A 19623-nucleotide genomic window follows, 5' to 3' on the forward strand; every position below is an offset into this window, starting at 1 on the left:
AATTATAAAATGACAACAACGAGGAATTTTTTATGACATCTTTAGCAAAATATATTCGATTTTTTATTTGGATAAGTGTATTTGTAAATAGTAGCATAATGATAGCAAGCAGTACTACCTTACCTACGCCATCATTATCAACCACAATGAAATCTGTGAGATCTGTGAAATCAATTAAACCAATAGTGTTACCTGATCTATCGAAAATATTTAATTATATTAATATAGCAAATACAGTAAAAATAACGCAGCAACATAAAATATTATTTGGAACTTTAGGAGCAGCTGTTGCACTAATTATTGCTTACTCTCAAAAAGATAAAATAAGCAAAAATCTAGAAGATTTAAAACCAACATTGAATGAATATTATACAGATATAAGTGATACAGTTGCAAAAAAAACAAATTATTGTGTCGATCAACTTCCATTTCCATTTCCCGAAACTATTCGAGCTGTTAGCGGAACATTAAAAATGTTATATATGCTTGCTTACAAATTAGTAATAGCTAATACCGTCACCAACAAACAATATCTGGTAAGTACTGCGTTTGTTATACCAACAACGTGGCTTGTTGGTTATCCTAAAATTGGATTAATGCTGGGTGGTGGTATTTTAACAACTGGATGGTTTCAGCAAGGGTTTAATGAAGTTATAGATCAAGCTGAAAAAAATAAAAAAGAAACGATGAATCAAATAAAAGCATCAGAAGAAAATATTAAAAAAGAGATTAAAGAAGTATCTGATCAAGTAAATGCATTAGATAAAAATTTATCTGACGGAATAGTTACTATTTCTAAGAAAATTGATAGCTTAGAAAATCAAATTCAACAATTAGATGAAAAAACAAAGACCCATCATAATGAACTAAAACAACAATTAACTGAAGTGAAGGAACTGTTTGTAAATTCGATTGAAACAGTACAGAAAGCGCAAATTACTCAGGGCACTAAGTTACATGCTAATACTCAAGCTGTAGAAAAAAATACAGAATTGCTGAAGCTTTTGCAAGAAACATCATTAAAGCATCAAACAGAAAATCAAAAAGAATTTTCGGAGTTGAATATTAAAGTTCAAGAATTGTCTACGTTGATACAATCTACAACTGATGAAATAAAACAATTAAATACTGATGTTACCGTAAAGGTGGATAATATAAATGAAAAAATAGATAAAACAAATGTATTAGTTAAAGATATCGATGGTAAAGTAGACACTGTAAGCAATAAAATTACAGGATTGAATGATAAATTAGAGAAAGCTAGTAAACAACTTATTGCTTTGTCGGAAAAAATTGATAAAAGAGATAAAACAGATGCGGCACAAGATCAAAAAGTAGAAGAGTTATTGGGGCAATTAAAAAATAGTCAAGAGCAATTGATTGCAGCAAAAGGTGAATTAAATAATACAGTAACTAATCTTGTTGATAAATTTGAAGAATCTACTGAACAAATAAGGGAACAGTTAAAAAAATACCAAAACCAGCTAAGTTGTGCGATGACTAATCAAAATGATGAAAATAAAAAAATTAATGAGCTTATTAATAAGGTGTTTGAGAAAGAATCAGACAATACCACCCTATTGCAATCTATGAAAATAGTAGAAGAAGCTAATAATCAACAATTAATAAGTTTAAGTAAAAAGATAGAACAGTCACAAGAGTCTAATATTTATAATTCAGAGATACTGAAAAATTTGCAAAAATCGTATAAAGAAAGTGCAGATTCACATAAAGTGATTTTTAATAAATTAGTTGCAAATCAAGAAGTAAGTGAATCATTAATAAAAAAAGTTCTTCAAGAGCATACTGAATTAAGAGAAAAGGTGGAAGATATTGAGAAAAAAGTGATAGAAGGTCAAGTAGTAACGCAACAAAAATTCGTTAGTATTAAAGAACAACTTGAAATTTTACATCAACAAATTGCGGATAACAAAAGTCAGCAGGACCAAAAAATAGATGATCTCTTAAAAGCGGTTGGTAATAATAAAACGCAAGTTAACTTACTTGCTGCCGATTTCAATAAAGCTGCTGAAAAGCTTGGTCAAGATATTACCAATATCAGTACGGATGTTAAAGCAGGATTCAATAATCTTAACAATACGATAAATAACTTTGGACAACCACAATTGCAACAAGGACCGTCGCAATCACAGCTTGCTGTTATAAATAAGAAAAAGAAGACAAGCAAAAAAAATCATGCTGGTGACCTTGTAAATGAACTTAATCAACTATTAACAACTGATAATCCAAATAATTTTTTAACTCAAGTGGAATCGATTAACTACCAATAAGAACAATCAAACTGGAAATTAGTCATACCAAACAGTTGTATATTATATGGTATACTATGTATTACTATACATAAATATATTATTGTGGGGGTTGTCGGCATGAATAGCGGTACGAAAAAAGCGTTGGGTATAAGTCTTATTGTACTAATTATATTAGTAATTGCTTGGTACATGGAATTATATGCATATTTTACTTTAGCATCCTTACAAAATAATAGAGTTTATTTGGAAGAAGCGGTTAAGAAGAATTATATGCAAGCGGTAGCGCTATTTATACTTGTATGCGTAGCAGTCATTTCTTTGGGAATGCCAGGAGTGCCACCATTAACAATGGTTGGTGGTTTTTTATTCGGATTTATACCGGCGGGCATTTATGTTAGTATTAGCGCAACAATTGGAACAACTATCTCTTTTTTATTAATTCGTTATGTTCTTGGCAATGTAATTCGCGGTAAATATGCACAGAAATTAGACCGTTTTAATGAAAAAATAGCAGTGCATGGTGCAGCAAGCTATTTATTAACAATGCAGTTAATTGGATTAATTCCTTATTTTATTATCAATATTCTGGCAGCATTAGCACATGTTTCAACATTTACCTTTATATGGACAACATTTGTTGGATCGTTGCCAATTCTTTTTATCTATGCTTTTGCTGGTAGGCAGTTAGCGTTAGTGGAATCTGTTGGCGATATATTTTCACCATCGATTATAGCGTTATTGGTAGTATTAGTTTTAGTAGCACTGATTCCAATCGTTTTACGATTTTCCCGTCGTGTTACTGATTTAGAATAAGCTGACTGTATCTCTTTGGTAAGCTTTTTAAAGCATGATTTATAAGTGACAGCGTTAATACCTAATTTTTGCGCTGCTACTATATTTTCCTCTTGATCATCGATAAACCAACATTGCTCTGGATCTAAATGGTACTGTTCTAAAAGAGTTTGATATATTAGCTTGTGCGGCTTATTGGCATGTGCATGTCCAGAAATAATAACCCCATCAAAAAGATCAAATAACTCTGGATGTTTTGCTTTGAGTAATAAATATGATTCTGGATCCCAGTTAGAAAGACCATAGATTTTGTGTCCTTCATGTTTACATTTTTTAATAAAAGCAATACCAGCGACGGATATTGTTCGAGAATTAACAAGATAATGTGGTGTAAAAATCATAGTAATCATGTTTTGAATAATGCGTTGTTCTGCTAAGCAAGCGAACCATTCAGGATGATCAATAATACTATCTTTGGCATATACTATTATTTTTGATCCCGAGATTCTTCCTTGTAGCCACGCACACATGAGAAAGGGGAGCATATTTCCTTTTTCATCATATGCAACCTCATAAAAATCTGCTGTACATAAATTATGTTCCTGAGCAATCGCATCAAGTGTTGTAAATAGCTTATCCCTGAGGCAACTATCAAGATGGAGCGGGTTAATTCTATGATGAAAGCAATAGGTAGCAACATTAAAAATACCTATGTGCTGAAAAGATACTCTTTTATTCGTAGTAATAAGAACGCCGCCAAAATCAAATATAATATTTTTGGGCACTATGAATGAACTAAATAATGCTAACACAACAAAAATCTGATAGTAGTATTGGAAAATTTGCATAACAGATTCCTATAGTCTGAAAAATCTATATACTATTCTTAGTATATCAACAATTACCAGAAAAATCAAAATGTTAACAAATATATAATTGAAAATAAAAATCAAAAAAACGGAAAGAGATAGTTTGCATCGTATCCTTGACCAAGTTGCAGCTAGCGTGATGTTTTAGAATGTATACCAATCGCTAAATTTATAGGCATAAAAAAAACGCTCGAATATAATAATAAAATAAGAGAGAGAAAGAAAAAAAAAGCAAAAGCTTAGATTTAAGAAAAAAGCGTGAATTGCTTAAAGTTCAATGTACTGCAAAGCAATAATACCCATAATACCTCTGATGAAATAATTACAAGTAAATTTCGACCGGCCTTTAGGCCGGCACTTTTAGCTAAGGAATTTATGAAGATTTTAAATTTATGCTATAGACTTCGACTTATCGTCTCAGTCTTTCGCTTATAATGACTCGCATTCATCCCCGGTTTTAAAAAGCCAGGGTTTTCTGCTCAATTAAATAAATAATGCGCTATGCAACGTAAACCTGCCAGCGAAAAATAATTTTTTTTATACGTTAGGTTAACTTTGCATAATGGAATTTTCATATTTTTTTAACGTTCTCTTTAACGTATGTAACTCGTCAATTTCAGTTAATTGCGCATAATGTTTAAGAAAAAGATGATCAGCATAATAGAACTTATTGCGCTTATTTCTCATTTTTAAAGCCCATTCAGCATCCTTATGTAGAATCTCTGCTTGTTGCTCATAGATAATTTCTAAATTTTTCCAGATTTTACTAATCATAACTTCTTCTGCTTTTATTTCGGTAAAATATTTTATCTCCATGAGCAAAATATTTGCAATTGTCTGATGCTGTAAAATAAGATGTGTTAGCTCATGTCCAATTACAGCAACTTGATCCTCATACAATAATTCATAAAATTTAGGATAAAGCGTTATGACTGGACAATGAACAATGTCATTTATGATTAACGTATTGTTATTAAATTGGTAATTTACCCCTAATCCTGTTGCTGTAGCAACAAAAGGAGAATTAGAATCATTAGATATTCTTAATTCAAATGCAGTGGGATTAATATTAATTTGTTTACAAAAAGATAAAATTTCTGGTGAGGTGAATTTCAGCATAGTGCCTTCCTTTTTATGAGGTAGAAATAAATATTGCTTTTGCATTTCTTTATATTGGCCTAAAATTGAGTTAATTGTTTGCTGATCTTTGCTTGTAACATTAAACTCTTTATAGATTGCATTAATCGTATTGATTTCATCATACTTTAAATTTTCTTCAATTTGAGAAAGTCGATGATCAATTATTTTACTATACCATTGAAAACGATTTTGTTTATATGCATTAGTTTCGTTTTTGTATACAATACAAGGAGCAAGTCGAATAATGATATTTGATATCAATTTTGCTGTTTTATCAATCATATATACGCCAGCATTGTAAGTGAGTGGATTTTCAATAAATTTATATAATTTTTCTTTAAATATATCTACCGTACCACATAGCGGTACAGAAATAGCAATTGTCATTATTACAATAAAAAATGTTTGTTTTTTAATATATTTATTCATATTTATATTTTTAACTTTCTTTAAAACTTTTTTCACCATATAGCTTCTGAAAAATAATTTTCATATTAATTATATCATATATAATTATTTATGACAAATTGAGTTTTTAATCGCTATATTCAAGATTACATACATAAGCAAAAATTTGATTTCTTATAAGGATCTTATAGTATACCAAGCCTTAAATTGCCAACCAGGCGACCTATTAAAAAGTACTACAAGAATATAAACATACAAAAATAAAAATATCTTTGTATGTTTATATTCGATAATTTACCCATTTTCATCTTTATGTTTATACGTTTTGACGATTTATAAATAGACGATCGATGCATTTTTAAGAAGAAGATTACGATAATTTTCCATCAACTCTTCATATTTTGGTCGACGCAAAATATCAACAATTTCACGATATGAGTCTTCTAAACTTCTTACTTGTTCGGAAACTTTATCTATCAATTTAAATAATTCAAATCCATCATTTATAGCTTGAGGTAATGAAATTTGACCTAGTTCCATGGTATAAATAAAATGTTTATTTTCTGCAATATCTGCGTGAGATATAGTAAATGCATCACCCCATATAATACCCGAAACCCCTTTTTCTGTTTGTGCATATTTTTCTAAAACAGCATACTGTTTTTCTGGAGACATTTTTTTAGATTGAGGTACAAATGCGCGCTGTAATGTATATGTCGCTTCTATCATTACCGGATTATTATTATAATATTCTTCAACATCTTTACGGGGAACAATTAAATTTGAACGAATTTTTACATCTAACATCGTATTTATTGTCTGTAACATCTGAAGCTGCTGACGACCTTCTTCAATAGTATATCCTGAAGAGGTAAATATTTCTTCGAGCTCTTTTTCTGATAAATTATGCTCACGTTGAATCTGTATAAGATAAGCATCTATCGCTTCTTCATCTTGAGGAAGATGATGCTTTTTTGCGTCAAGAAGAACTTCTCGTTCAAAGATAATTTCATCCTTTGTGCGAAAACCACCACCAAGGCTTGGCCGATCAAGATCAGATTTAGTAATTATTTCTACATCCTCTTGGCCATATACAACAACTTCAATCTGATCCAATAAAACAAAATCTGATGCTGTACTATTATTAGTATTTTCTGCATGCATTGCCATTGTTACTATTGCTATTACTACCGATAAACGTACTACCATACCTATATTCATACTGATTTTTACCTTCATTATAATAAAAAGGGGAGCTTATGCTCCCCACTATTTCGTTATTGTTATTCCATTTTATGCAAGCTGTTTTGTCGTTGCATCTTTTTTATCTGTTACATTAGCCATTCCACCCGATTGAACAGCGCCTTGTGGTAGTTCTTGTTGTGGCATTTCTGCATTCTTAAAATAATTTTCATTAACTTCAACTGCATACTCATTTCTCAATGTTGCAATCTCTTTTTCAAAAAGCTCAACACGTTTATTTTGTTCCAGCTCTTGCTTCAGTCTGTCTTTAATTTGTTCATAAGGAAGGTATTTTGGTTCTTCTTTTGTAGTAGCATGCACTACCCAAAATGTACCATCAACCTCAAATAAATCTATACTTGGTACTGATTTAATTGCAACAATTTTGTCACGTAACATTTCATCAATACCAATGCTTTGGCTATTTACTAATTTAAAATCTTTAATTTTTGCAGTAAGGTTTTCATCTTGAGCTGCTTTTTTAAATCCTCCAGGAGTAGCTTTCGCCTTAGCAACAAATGCAGCGGCTGATGCCCTATCAGTAAATTCAATTCCTGTTGCAGCAACACCACCTTGTGATATCATAATGCCGCGCATTTTATCTTTATTGGCATCATAAAATGACTTTACTTCCGAATCGGATACAACAACTGATTTCTGTTCACTAAAATATTTTTGATTTAACATCTGCTCCATCGATTTACACATATCTTTCAATTCAGCTTGATATGCTGCTGTTTGATTAATTTTATGCGACGAAACATATTCATCAATTACTTTAGCACCAATTAACCCTTCTAATAAATTACGATCAAATGCTTTTGGATCCATGACTGCCAAAGCTTGTTTAATCTGCGGATTTGCTTTCAATAATTTTTCTCTTTCTATTGCTAAGCTATCCACAGTAATTGCAGGTATTCCTTTCATCGTCACTAAAACTTCACCAGTCATTGGTAATCCAGAATCTGCCATCGGACTACTACTTTCTGTCGTAGACTGCGTGTTTCTTCCTTTAAACATATCGGTCAGTGCACATCCTGGCAAAAAAGAAAGACTTACAAGAACACCACTAACGAGCATACTTTGATGAATTTTTTTATTCATATCTACCCTTTATATAATAAGACCTTATACAATAATAATAATTTCATATCCTACCACAGAATGGACAATTTACAATGGTATATTAATTGAAAAAAAATAAAAAAACTCTTTGATTTCTTTTCAACACGCGTTAGAATACCAACAAAAATGTACCAATTAAAAAAAGGAGTTATATAACTAAATATTTACCAACTGATGATCACATATAATTATTATCGTCATATTCGATAAAAAAGGACCTTCATGAAAAAAAATATAGTATGTAACTGTTCACTACTTTTATTATTATTAACTAATTCATATGTAATCAGCATGCAGCAAGAACAATCAGATAACAATAATATAACTTTAGATTTTGAAAATAGCGATTTAGCAATAGATATTGAATTTATTTTTGGATTAAAAACAACTCCTAATGAGTTACAAACAGTTGATTTTTCAACGACTAAAGCAGAAGAAACTACAACTATAAATAATGATCTATTTTCATCCGATTTCTGTCAATCAGTTTCATTGCCCAAACCCACAAAAGAAGGTTTAGGATGGGTGGACACAGTTAAATTCTCCTTGGGATGTACAATAAAAAATATAATATCTTATCTCAAACAAGGTACTTTTGACACTGATAATGCAACACACCTTAGCCTATTGCTTAGCGCAATACAACAAGCAACTGAAAGAAAAGATACAGACTCTCTTTTACTGATAGCAGCATTATGCCAACAAAACGATCAAACAAAAAAAATTAGAATTTCTGATAAACTAGCACAAACATCATTCGCATGTCTCAAATCAGAATATGAAAAAAAATTATTTTTACATGATTCCACAATGCACGATAAAAATGAGTCTTATACCCTCCAACGTAATGTGCGCACAGACTTATTTGCAAAGACATTAACGAATGCGATAACTGCCTACAAAGAAGATACTAAAAAACTCGCCGACAATCACAATACATCATTAAATACATTATTAACAGAAGAAGAAGAACGCATGAAAACATTAATAGCACAAATGAATACATTTGGCATACTAAATTCTTCAATTAGAACTAATATACAAAAATTATCTCAACCGACACAACCGACACAACCGACAAACTTGCCAGAGCAGCAAATATTTGAGAAAAATGAACAAATAAAAAACAACCTTACAACTTTGTTACAACAAAGCTTTACTATGCCAACAATAATGGAATTATCACCCAATAACAATGATATCAAACAACTAACTAACCAATAAGTCATATAAAAAGCAGGGGCCCAAACATATCTGGCCCCCTTCATTTAAGGACATTTTCTATGAATAAAAACAATTTACTTCACTGCTTATTTTTACTATCACTAATCATTCCATCATCTATACTGAGTATGGTTACAAAACAATCAACTTTACTTCAACTATCCACAATTTTCACCCCAATGCCAACAGAAGAGGGCATGAGTCTTTGGAGAAAAGGACAAGACTTGATATATGGTGAGGAAATAAATATTTTAGCAGATTTAGAAAACAAAACATTTAATTTAAACAATGAGGACTATTATAACCAATTAAACTCAGCTCTTGCAAAATTAGCTAATATCAATTTAGCTTTTGATAAAAATGATACTGATAAAAACTTAAATATTGATAGAAATAATAACCAGATTATGAAGATATTACACTTATGCATAGAAAACTATCCTCTACTATTAAAAATTAATGATATCCCAGCCTGCAAAGTACACGCTTCCCTAGCGAGAGAAAATAACAAAAAACAACGATTCTTACGAGAAACAATAGAAAGCAAAGATAAAGAATTTATAAAACAACAAAACATTCTTCTTGCTGCATTACAAAAAACTATTGTTGAACAGGTTACTACAATAGACAATAATTTTAGAACACATGAAAAAGAAAAAGAAAATATTATTGAAGAAGAGTGCGCAAAAATTAGAAATTTAAAAACAGGCCTTATGAATATTCATTCTCTTAACACAACGTTTAAACTGCCTGTAAACGAAAAAAATGATATAAACAAGGACGGTTATTGCTCCGATAATGACAACAAAAAACCTGATAATGAAAAAAATACCTACAACAACGAATTCCTTTTAAAAAAAATAAATGCTGCTTATAAAATGCAACAAACAAAGTTAAAAATTGAGCAACTTCTTCAAATGCTTCAGGCAATTGTTAATTCCACTCAAGAAATTGAACCATTAGTTTATACCATTGTTGGTTAATAAAGTTATCTAACACGAGGGCCAGAATATTTCTGGCCTTTTTCTTATACTACTCTACATACAACTACTACAGTAATTTTTCTTGGTTTTAATACTAACAACTCTTTTGCTGCTGCACGCAATGTTGATCCTGTTGTCATCAGATCATCGATTAATAAAATATGTTTACCCACAAAATCTTGTTTATTTACTGTGCTCAATGCAAACGCTTCTTTAAGATTTTCCACCCGCATGTTTGACGCAAGTGTTGATTGAAATTCGGTCTTTTTCACTCGTTTAAGTAAATGTTCAACTGGTACATTCTTTTTCCTTTGTATAACACGTGCAATCTCATGTGCTTGATTAAAACCACGCCAGGCGTAACGAGTCCAATGTAATGGAATCGGTACAATAACATCATAATCAAACTGTTGTAATGGTATAAACTTCCATAACAATTGCCCCATGTAATAGCTTGCTAAGCTATCAGACCACCCTTTTGCTAAAATCAACTTTTTCAGAGGGTCTTTATAATCTGAAATAGCAAATACCGTCATAGAAAAACTCGCAGTTACATCAATTTTTTGAGAAACAATCGGAATAATTTTACTCATGCACAATGTACAAAAAATAGTTCTTTTAAGCATAAATACTTTGCAATATGCACAAATAGAAGGCAACAAAAATGCCTGTAAATTATCTTTTAGAGCTAATAACAAAGAATAAATCATGGCCGTTTTATCTGCTGAAACATTACTATACTAGTACCAATAACAATTGCTACATCTGCTATATTAAAAACCGGCCAGAACCAATTTTTATATGAAAGTACAATAAAATCAACAACACCAGAATAAAATAGACGATCCGTCAAATTAGCGACAGAACCGGCAATAATACAAATCTCTCCTAGAATAGAAATACCTTGTCGATATTGATTATATGCATACCAACATAGCGCACCAGTAATTATTACAATGGCACATGAAACCATAAAAAAAATAAAATCATTTGTTGAATGTAACAGCCCCCAAGAAACACCACGATTAATGACAACATCAAAAGTGACATATGAGTTTATCACATAAACAAAATCTGTGCACCACGCCAGAGCTGCTATCTTTAGAACGCGATCAACAATAAAAATAAAAATGGCCACCAAAATGTAGTTTTTCATGGTATTGAACATACTATCTAATAATCGCTCCATGTTGCTGCAATTGATCAATAATGCCATTCCAAAGTTCATCTACCTCATGCGAGATAAGCGTTTTATTCTTATCACACATTTCAACATGAAATGTCATCGCTTTTTCTTGTTTCCATTCATTTTTCGTAAAGAAATCGATAAGAGTCACTGTTGCAATGCGATTATCAATAGATTTAATTATATCTATCACCCTATCGGTAGTCATATGCAATGGAATTAACATACTCACATCACGGCGTACTGATGGATATTTTGATAATGGTTCAAAGCGTACAATTGGTCGCTTATATGCAAGAAGATAATCAGCATTAATTTCAAAAATAAATGCTGATCCCCCGGTAGAAGAAAATCGATGTAACGCTGATTCATCTATCATACCAGCGATACCAATAGATATTTCATTATGCATAAGCATGGACATTTGATGAGATGAATACCATGGATAGCCAATTTCATTATGCTGTTTCCACATAATATCCATATGTAACTCATCAAACATACGCATGAGCAATGATTTACCAGCATAAAAATCGATATCTTGCTCTTTTGATCCTGCGGTGAGATTTTGATTAAAGAAAATACCACTCACTGATTTTTGCTCAACAATATTGTCATCTTTCATATACCAGACACGACCCCATTCATAAAAACGTAATGCGGTATGATGAATACTATTTTCACCAACAGCAGCAATCAAATGAGGCTGCAAGGTGGTAACAAGTCGTGTATAGTTTTCAGAAATAGGATTTTTAATTGGTATATAGTTTGACGGTTGCCACGCACATTTACGCAACACAGATTCATCAAAAAAAGAATATCCATATAATTCATGCATCATCAACCCATAACTGAGCGAATGCTTGATTGTACGCGTTATTTTAGTTGTATGTAAATCAGATGAGTGTAATTGCAAGGAAGGCATAACTCGTGGCAATGTATCATACCCAATAAAACGACCAACTTCTTCTACAATATCTTCCGGTATTTTAATATCTTTTGTAGCTCTAAAGGATGGAACCGTAATAATATATATGATTTTGCTATCCTCAACTGATTGCTCAATACCAAAAGAAATTTTTTCCAAAATCCTCACAATACGTTCAGGCTGAATAAGAATACCAAGATATTGCTCAATAAATGTATGCTTTATAGTAATGACGGAAGATTGTATGCTTTTACCCAATGATATAATATGTTCATCTAGTTGATACGTAACACCTGCGGCATTCATTAAAAACAAAAACCTCATCAAGGCATCAATATTTTGATACGGATCAAGACTTTTTTCAAATCGTATTGAGGCTTCAGTTCGTTTCTTATGACGCGCTGATGTACGCCTAATTATTGTTGGATCAAAATGTGCTGATTCAATAAGTACCGACTTTGTCTGCGCAGTAATACTTGTGGTTGATCCTCCCATAACACCTGCCAAAGAAATAGGCATATCACCATCGGCGATAATAATATCATGAGACGTTAATTCAATATTGTCACCATCAAGTAATGATAACTTTTCAGAAGCGTTCGCATGCGTAATAATAATTTTTTTTGACGGCAACTTATCTGCATCAAAAGCATGCATTGGTTGCCCAAGATCAAGCATTACATAATTTGTTGCATCAACTAAAAAATTAATAGCTCTACTGTCAATACGGCTTAATCGTGCAACAATATTCAATTGAGACGACGGTGAACTAATAGATGATATATGCAAAGCAGCAAAACGTTCACATGTCTCTGTAGACTTGATCTCAAAAGAAAATCTATTATTTATACTGCTAGGTGCTACAGATGGATACGTCATAATATCTTTTTGCACGATAAATTCTTCAATAGGCTTTAATGGCAAGTTCAACATCGCCGCAATTTCACGAGCTAAACCACGATGCCCCCATAAATCAGGACGATTATTTATCGATTTATTATCAATTTCAATAATATAATCATGCAACTCTATCGTTGACTTCCATCCCCCTGAACACAAACTTTCTGTAATATCAAATGCCGGTAACAACATTTCCTTAATTCCACCAAAAATTACAGATGTTGCCCATTTTGGCATGCCACCATCATCAAAAATCATATACCAGGAATTAATCACAATATCATCGCGCAATGACATACTATATTCTCTATTATGCTCTATAGATCGTACAATAATTGCGTTTTCTGTAGCGCTTACCACCCGCGCTAAGGTTAAAACGTTAACATTGAGAATAACTTCTTTCCACGATTCAATTTCTGCAGTTGTTTTAATAAAAATATCAACCAACTGCGAAATATTAATGTCTGATAATTTTCCTTGAATATGATCAAAAATCCAATTTAATGATATTTTCATTATGTAATACTCTTTTATAAATAGTAACAATAGCTTGTTTCTTTAAGGATAACTCAAAGAGTAAATCTTTCAATAGACCATGCGCAAAAAATAATTTTGAGCTAATCTTATTGTAGATGAAATATGATAAAAAAAATGGAAATATTATGTTAAACAAACAAATTAAAATTAAATTACTTCTTTTTGTTTTATTCTGCGCTCAAATGTTTCATACAATCTGTATGGATACACCTAAAAAGCCATGTCGTTACTATAAGCCAATTAAGCAACCAAAAAATAGTGCTCTTGATAAAAAAAGACAACATATTGATGGATGTGACAAAGACGACGATTTTATTAGAGAACTAATGATAATATTTCCATCAACATCGATAGAATATAGATACCCTCCAGGATCCCGATCAAGAATTTGTTATGATTATGCAATCCGTACAATTTTAGCTCAACAACTATCGCTTCAACAGCTTGAACTGATAGATAAACAACTGATTTGCTCTGACCACTGGCTTAGTAAAGTTGATATTCCTTTTAATTTTTTCAACCAAGTTAAAGATCCTGCTCCTGGAGATTTGGTCATGTATATGAACTACGACAAAACGACCTCACAAACTATGGATATTCATATAAAGCATTTTGGTGTGATCGCCAATGATACAACAGAAGTTATATCGAAAATTGGAATACGCCGACTTATAATAAGGCATAATACTTGGGAAACATCATCATCCTATGGCACACATGTAACGTATTGGCGATTAAAAAAAAATAACGATAATCTCTTTAAAGACATAATTTCTCTTATAAATTCACCATCTAGCAATTATTTTGACGATACGAAAAAGCTTCAACAGCATTTATTCTCTATCATCAATGGGGATAAAATAGCAGATTCTCTATGGTTTTCTGGAAAAATAGAGGAAATGGATCGTTATGTTGAATTAGAAAGAACATTAATAGATTATAAAAATTTCGACCTTAATTGCGTTAATGAAAGCGGAGAAACAATGCTTATGATAGCTGCACAAAAAGGTGATGCGCAGTTTGTTACCTTACTATTAGAATTTGGTGCAGATGCAACTTTACAAAACAAAAATGGCTGCAACGCTAATGATTTAGCACGATTAAATAAACACACACAAATTTGTGATATTTTAAATTATTTAAAGAAACCGTTACAAACAATGACGGCATATTGTATTATTTATTTCACCTCTTTACTGATGCTTTCACATAAATTTTTTTAATTTTTGTAATTTTAATACTTTTTAATATCTCACAATAGAATTTATAGCTCAGACTTAAAATAATTAAATATAACTGATCCACCAAGTCCTCCAACTAAAGGTCCGACAATATATACAATTAAACTTGAAAAATCATTAAATGATCCCTCTTGTATGATGTTACATAACACTGATGCAGCCGCAACTGCTGGATTAAAAATACTTCCAATAGATGCTATTGCCATTAGCGTTAAACCTATTACAATTCCAGAAATCGCTGTATCCTTATAACGATTAGTGACATTCATGGTTAAATATACCCAACATAATACCAATACTAACAAAAGTTCAATTGACATCGGGCCGACAACAGAACTTCCGGGTACCATATCTAAAATAAAACTATTATTAGTAATCATCATAAAAAAACATAATGCCGCAGTTGCACCAAGTAACTGAGCAGCAATATACATTCCCATTTCAGTAAGTTGTAATCTATTTTGGACAAAACAGGCAAAACTAATTGCCGGATTATAGTGCGCACCAGAAATATGCCCACCAACATAAATCATTGCCATCAACATAAGCCCTATTGCAATTGGATTACCAATGAGACTTATAGCTATAGTTACAAAAAATGTACCAAGAAACTCCATTACATACTGCTTCATATAAACCCCATCCTTATATTTTATTATCTATCAATACGCTTAAATAATTCTTTCGATTAATAACAGAACAGTAGAAATATGCAAGTTTTTGATGAAAACATCAAGGTATATTGGAAATGAAAACTTAAAGAACAACAACAATAGATTGCTCTAATCTGGAAATTAAAATCGGCTTATTTTTAAAAAAGATCTAATCATGCATCAGTTTACTGTCACTCCATAAGACACGGCCAACTTAAATCCTTTAAAAACATACGTAATCCAAATGAAAATGTTTATTGCACAACAAAATCTATCAGCTAAACTAAATATATATAGTGTTTATAATCATTCTTATATGGCACAAAAATTATGAATTTATTTAGTTTTATTAAAGAACGCGTTTCTATTCTTGATGTTATTAATGAATATGTCACACTCAAAAAAGCTGGCGGTTATCATAAAGGAACCTGCCCTTTTCATCATGAAAAAACAGCTTCTTTTACGGTAAGTCCCGATAAAAACATTTTTTATTGTTTTGGCTGTCACTTGTCAGGTGATGTGATTTCATTTATTGCAAAAATTGAAAATTGTTCACAGAAAGATGCTGCAAAATTACTTGCAGAAAAACACAATATCAACCTTCCTCAAAGCCTATCTTTTGAATTTTCTGAAAAACATAATGATAATAAACAAAACTATTTCTCCATTTGTCGGGCTCTTGCGTTATGGTGCCATGAACAATTACTCAAAAATTCATCTGCTCAGTCATATTTTCTACAACGTGGCTTTGAACAAAGCGCATTTGATTATTTTACGCTTGGCTATTTTCCAAGTGGTAATACAAGTATTAGCGATTTATTATACACCATGAAACGGCAATCAATATTGGCGCGCGATCTTATCGAAGCTAATATTTTAATTGAAGGACGCACCACATTATATTCGCCTTTTGAAGAGCGATTAATTTTTCCTATTAAAAATGCTCTTGGTAACTTTTGTGGTTTTGGTGGACGTATATTTAAGGAACAAGATACGCGGCCGAAATATTATAACTCTCGTGAAAATGAATATTTTATTAAAGGATCATTGCTCTTTAATCTTGATAAAGCAAAAAAAAGCATCCAGGAAACAGGCAAAATTTTTCTTGTCGAAGGATATACAGATTGTATGGCGATGATTCAGCAAGGTATTGCCAATACCGTGGCAACATTAGGCACTGCGTGTACCATCGAACATCTTAAACAACTCGCACGCTATGCCGAGCATATCTTTGTTGTATACGATAATGATACAGCAGGAAAACAAGCGATATTACGACTTACTGAGCTTTGTTGGCACGTAAACCTTGAACTTAAGGTAATTCTTTTACCTCCCAATGAAGACCCTGCTTCATTTATTACTAAAAAAGGCGATTTTCAGGAACTTATTCATGGCGCACAAGATATTTTTATTTTTTTTATAGATACTTTAGGTAATAATTTCAGTAATAAATCATTACATCAAAAAATTCAAACAACACGCTCGTTTTTGCAAGTTATTACCGGAATTACCGATTCATTAAAAAAAGATATTTTACTCCAAAAAGCTGCAGTTGCATTTGATATATCTTTTAATGCCTTAAAGGAAGAGCTTATCCGATTAAATAGCCAGCAAAGTACAGTACAGAACAATGCTGCTCAATCAAATGTCACTATTATAAGCAATCCTCTTCCATTACTAGAAAAACGAATCTTTTGTGCTATAATAAATAATATGAAGCTATTTAATGGAGAAAGTAGGCTAAGATTGATACATTATTTACCATCTCCATTAAGAGATATCTTAGCAAAACTAAGGGCAACTCAAGAAAAATCTGAAATAGTTACCTTTAGTATTTTTTTTGATACACTTGATGAGCATGAAAAACATTATGTTAGCAAATTGCTTCTTGAAGAGAATGAGATCATGGATAATAATGCATTTGATAAACTTCTTGAGCAATTACAAAAAAAACAGTGGAAAGTTATTGTGCGTGATATAAAAATACAGTTAATGCAAGCAAAACAGGAAGGTAATGTTGATAAAGTATCGCTTATTTTACATGATTTAATAAACTTACAAAATAAGCTCATTTCATCACCGCATCAAGATAACCTCTAACAACATATAATAAAACATAGGGGATAAAACAATGACTAAAGCTAAACCAATCGTTAAAAAAAATATAAAAAAAGTAGTTACAAACATTGATTTGCATAAAGAAATCATTGAAGAGTTTATTGAAAAATGCAAACTTAATGGATTAGTAAGCTATGAAGAGCTTATCGCATTTAGTGATAAAAATAACGTCACCGATACAGAAGTAACTGATATTTTACGTATTCTTGAGAAAGAAAATGTTGAATTTGTTACCCAAGAAGAACTCGAAAGTGATAATCTTAAAAAAGATGAGCTTGAGGAAATCGAACCCTCTCGATTAAAACTTAAAACAAAACTTGAAACATATGGCCTTGAATCAGGGGAATTCGAAGAAGTAGAAGAAGAGGAAGCTGAAGAGGATGAAGAAGAAAGCGAAATTAAACGGGAAACTGAATCAAGCGTCGCTGATAGTGTAAAATCATATTTACGCGACATTGGCAAGATACCTCTTCTCAATAAAAAAACAGAAACAACAATTGCTGATCAAATTTCTAAAAGCAAAAATGATAGCATCGAAGCAATTTCACGTTTTCCATTTCTTCATAAAGAATTTGTTCTTATGGGTGAAAAACTTGAAAAAAACATTCTAAATTTAAAAGATTTTATTCAATTTTCTGAATTTGATGAAGATAATATTCCCAAAATTGAAGAAGAAAAACATGCTTTATTAAAAACAATAACAGATATCAGTGATCTTATTAACAACGAAGAAAAAATTTACCATTCATATCGCAGCAAACTTTCTGATCCAAAAAAGAAAAAAGAGATGCTTGATGCTGTTAAAGCAAATAAAGAAAATATTGCTGCGACAATACGTACCATAAAATTTTCTAATAAACTTATTAGAAAATTTTGCAAAAAAATTGAAAAATATATCACTAAATTCAATGAAAAAGAGATTATTGCGCAAGAATCCCTTAATCAGTTGGCCGCATATACCTCTATTGAATCACCTACACCAGCAGAAATGATTGAAATAGAAGAAATTAAATCTTCAATGCGTGCCGCTTCAAAAACACTTAAAAAACTTGAAGTCGAGATAGGCTTACCAAAGCCACTTATTTTGAGTTATTATAACCAACTAATTATCAATCAAAAACAAGATAAAATTGCAAAAGACAACCTTGCTAAAGCAAATTTACGTCTTGTAGTTAATATTGCTAAAAAGTACGTTAATCGCGGATTACACTTTTTGGATCTTATCCAAGAGGGTAACATTGGCCTTATGAAGGCGGTAGAAAAGTTTGAATTTGAACGTGGTTACAAGTTTTCTACCTATGCAACATGGTGGATTCGTCAAGCTATTACGCGAGCTATTGCAGATCAATCTCGTACTATTCGTGTTCCTGTTCATATGGTTGAAACTCTTAACAAGATCAATAAAATTAAACGTACATTTATACAAGAAAATGGACGTGAGCCTACCTATGCCGAATTAGCAAAAGAGCTTAATCTTGATGAGAAAAAAATTAAAAATATCATTAAGATTTCTAAAGAGCCGATATCCCTCGAAACGCCTGTAGGGGATAGTGAAGATGCTTATATTAAAGATTTTATTGAAAATGACAAAGAATCTTCACCTGCTGAAACAGTTGCCAATTCAGATCTAAAAGATCGCGTTCGTGAAGTGTTAAAAACACTCACTCCCCGAGAAGAAAAGGTGCTTAAAATGCGATTTGGCATTGATGTTGCCTCTGAACATACACTCGAAGAAGTTGGCAAAGATTTTTCTGTTACTCGCGAACGAATTAGACAAATTGAGGTAAAAGCATTAAAAAAATTACGTCATCCTTCACGCAGTAAAAGGCTGCTTGCCTTTTTTGAAAAGGAACTAGATGATAAGGGTGATTTTGATGATGACAGCGATGATGACGACGATGATGATGATGATGATGATAATGACGATTACGACGATAATGATCTAAATGAAGATAGTTTGAAAAATGATACAAAAAATAATGATGGTGAATAAAGAAAGTGTTG

General features: G+C 31.6%; 14 protein-coding genes and 1 pseudogene. 7 read left to right on the plus strand and 8 right to left on the minus strand.

Annotation, left to right across the window (positions count from 1 at the left end):
* The first annotated feature begins 32 nt into the window (after positions 1–32).
* Together VLB80_03985 and VLB80_03990 are read left to right on the plus strand one after the other, a co-directional pair.
* Positions 33–2291 carry a hypothetical protein gene (locus tag VLB80_03985; protein ID HSC25345.1) on the plus strand — a complete coding sequence of 753 codons (2259 nt, stop codon included), beginning with the start codon at positions 33–35 and terminating at the stop codon, positions 2289–2291.
* 99 nt (positions 2292–2390) lie between these two features.
* The gene (locus VLB80_03990; protein ID HSC25346.1) at positions 2391–3086 is read left to right on the plus strand and encodes a VTT domain-containing protein; all 696 of its coding nucleotides are present in this window, start codon (positions 2391–2393) and stop codon (positions 3084–3086) included.
* Between the two features lie 47 nt (positions 3087–3133).
* Here VLB80_03990 and VLB80_03995 read toward each other — a convergent pair.
* The 4 genes and pseudogenes from VLB80_03995 to VLB80_04010 form a co-directional block, all read right to left on the minus strand.
* Positions 3134–3913: pseudogene (locus VLB80_03995) on the minus strand (HAD-IA family hydrolase).
* 570 nt (positions 3914–4483) lie between these two features.
* Entirely contained in the window at positions 4484–5503 is a 1020-nt protein-coding gene (locus VLB80_04000; protein HSC25347.1) for a hypothetical protein, read from the minus strand.
* A 312-nt stretch (positions 5504–5815) separates the two neighbouring features.
* Positions 5816–6703, minus strand: a complete 888-nt coding sequence (locus VLB80_04005) for a peptidyl-prolyl cis-trans isomerase (GenBank protein ID HSC25348.1) — start codon at positions 6701–6703, stop codon at positions 5816–5818.
* Between the two features lie 72 nt (positions 6704–6775).
* Positions 6776–7828 (minus strand): peptidylprolyl isomerase, encoded by a 1053-nt coding sequence (locus VLB80_04010; protein HSC25349.1) that lies wholly within the window; start codon positions 7826–7828, stop codon positions 6776–6778.
* Between the two features lie 243 nt (positions 7829–8071).
* Between VLB80_04010 and VLB80_04015 the strand changes: the two genes are divergently transcribed.
* Both VLB80_04015 and VLB80_04020 read left to right on the plus strand, forming a co-directional pair.
* Entirely contained in the window at positions 8072–9073 is a 1002-nt protein-coding gene (locus VLB80_04015; GenBank protein ID HSC25350.1) for a hypothetical protein, read from the plus strand.
* A 59-nt stretch (positions 9074–9132) separates the two neighbouring features.
* The gene (locus VLB80_04020; protein ID HSC25351.1) at positions 9133–10056 is read left to right on the plus strand and encodes a hypothetical protein; all 924 of its coding nucleotides are present in this window, start codon (positions 9133–9135) and stop codon (positions 10054–10056) included.
* A gap of 44 nt (positions 10057–10100) precedes the next feature.
* On the opposite strand, the gene VLB80_04025 is transcribed toward VLB80_04020, so the two are convergent.
* The 3 genes from VLB80_04025 to pheT are packed head-to-tail and all read right to left on the minus strand — an operon-like array spanning position 10101 to position 13586.
* Positions 10101–10766 (minus strand): phosphoribosyltransferase family protein, encoded by a 666-nt coding sequence (locus VLB80_04025; protein ID HSC25352.1) that lies wholly within the window; start codon positions 10764–10766, stop codon positions 10101–10103.
* A complete protein-coding gene (lspA, locus tag VLB80_04030; GenBank protein ID HSC25353.1) occupies positions 10763–11284 on the minus strand; it encodes a signal peptidase II in 522 nt (173 codons plus the stop codon). Before lspA ends, VLB80_04025 begins: the two co-directional genes overlap by 4 nt.
* Positions 11226–13586 (minus strand): phenylalanine--tRNA ligase subunit beta, encoded by a 2361-nt coding sequence (gene pheT / locus VLB80_04035; protein HSC25354.1) that lies wholly within the window; start codon positions 13584–13586, stop codon positions 11226–11228. The genes lspA and pheT overlap by 59 nt, the downstream gene beginning before the upstream one ends.
* Before the next feature lie 146 nt (positions 13587–13732).
* On the opposite strand from pheT, the gene VLB80_04040 reads away from it, so the two are divergent.
* Positions 13733–14830 (plus strand): ankyrin repeat domain-containing protein, encoded by a 1098-nt coding sequence (locus VLB80_04040; GenBank protein ID HSC25355.1) that lies wholly within the window; start codon positions 13733–13735, stop codon positions 14828–14830.
* 41 nt (positions 14831–14871) lie between these two features.
* On the opposite strand, the gene VLB80_04045 is transcribed toward VLB80_04040, so the two are convergent.
* Complete coding sequence (locus tag VLB80_04045) at positions 14872–15480, minus strand: aquaporin (GenBank protein HSC25356.1); 609 nt, start codon at positions 15478–15480, stop codon at positions 14872–14874.
* Between the two features lie 351 nt (positions 15481–15831).
* Between VLB80_04045 and dnaG the strand changes: the two genes are divergently transcribed.
* Both dnaG and rpoD read left to right on the plus strand, forming a co-directional pair.
* Entirely contained in the window at positions 15832–17601 is a 1770-nt protein-coding gene (gene dnaG / locus VLB80_04050) for a DNA primase (protein HSC25357.1), read from the plus strand.
* Between the two features lie 31 nt (positions 17602–17632).
* Positions 17633–19612, plus strand: coding sequence for an RNA polymerase sigma factor RpoD (gene rpoD, locus VLB80_04055; GenBank protein ID HSC25358.1), 1980 nt, complete (start codon positions 17633–17635; stop codon positions 19610–19612).
* The last annotated feature ends 11 nt before the right edge of the window (positions 19613–19623 follow it).

Source organism: Candidatus Babeliales bacterium (assembly GCA_035455925.1).
Taxonomy (GTDB): Bacteria; Babelota; Babeliae; order Babelales; family Vermiphilaceae; genus SOIL31.

Bases quoted from the DNA above. Each gene is read 5' to 3' on its own strand.
- VLB80_04045 (HSC25356.1), bottom strand. From the start codon at position 15,480: ATGAAGCAGTATGTAATGGAGTTTCTTGGTACATTTTTTGTAACTATA.
- rpoD (HSC25358.1), top strand. From the start codon at position 17,633: ATGACTAAAGCTAAACCAATCGTTAAAAAAAATATAAAAAAAGTAGTT.
- VLB80_04025 (HSC25352.1), bottom strand. From the start codon at position 10,766: ATGATTTATTCTTTGTTATTAGCTCTAAAAGATAATTTACAGGCATTT.
- lspA (HSC25353.1), bottom strand. From the start codon at position 11,284: ATGAACTTTGGAATGGCATTATTGATCAATTGCAGCAACATGGAGCGA.
- VLB80_03985 (HSC25345.1), top strand. From the start codon at position 33: ATGACATCTTTAGCAAAATATATTCGATTTTTTATTTGGATAAGTGTA.
- VLB80_04020 (HSC25351.1), top strand. From the start codon at position 9,133: ATGAATAAAAACAATTTACTTCACTGCTTATTTTTACTATCACTAATC.
- VLB80_04040 (HSC25355.1), top strand. From the start codon at position 13,733: ATGTTAAACAAACAAATTAAAATTAAATTACTTCTTTTTGTTTTATTC.
- VLB80_04000 (HSC25347.1), bottom strand. From the start codon at position 5,503: ATGAATAAATATATTAAAAAACAAACATTTTTTATTGTAATAATGACA.
- VLB80_04010 (HSC25349.1), bottom strand. From the start codon at position 7,828: ATGAATAAAAAAATTCATCAAAGTATGCTCGTTAGTGGTGTTCTTGTA.
- VLB80_04015 (HSC25350.1), top strand. From the start codon at position 8,072: ATGAAAAAAAATATAGTATGTAACTGTTCACTACTTTTATTATTATTA.
- VLB80_04005 (HSC25348.1), bottom strand. From the start codon at position 6,703: ATGAATATAGGTATGGTAGTACGTTTATCGGTAGTAATAGCAATAGTA.
- pheT (HSC25354.1), bottom strand. From the start codon at position 13,586: ATGAAAATATCATTAAATTGGATTTTTGATCATATTCAAGGAAAATTA.
- dnaG (HSC25357.1), top strand. From the start codon at position 15,832: ATGAATTTATTTAGTTTTATTAAAGAACGCGTTTCTATTCTTGATGTT.
- VLB80_03990 (HSC25346.1), top strand. From the start codon at position 2,391: ATGAATAGCGGTACGAAAAAAGCGTTGGGTATAAGTCTTATTGTACTA.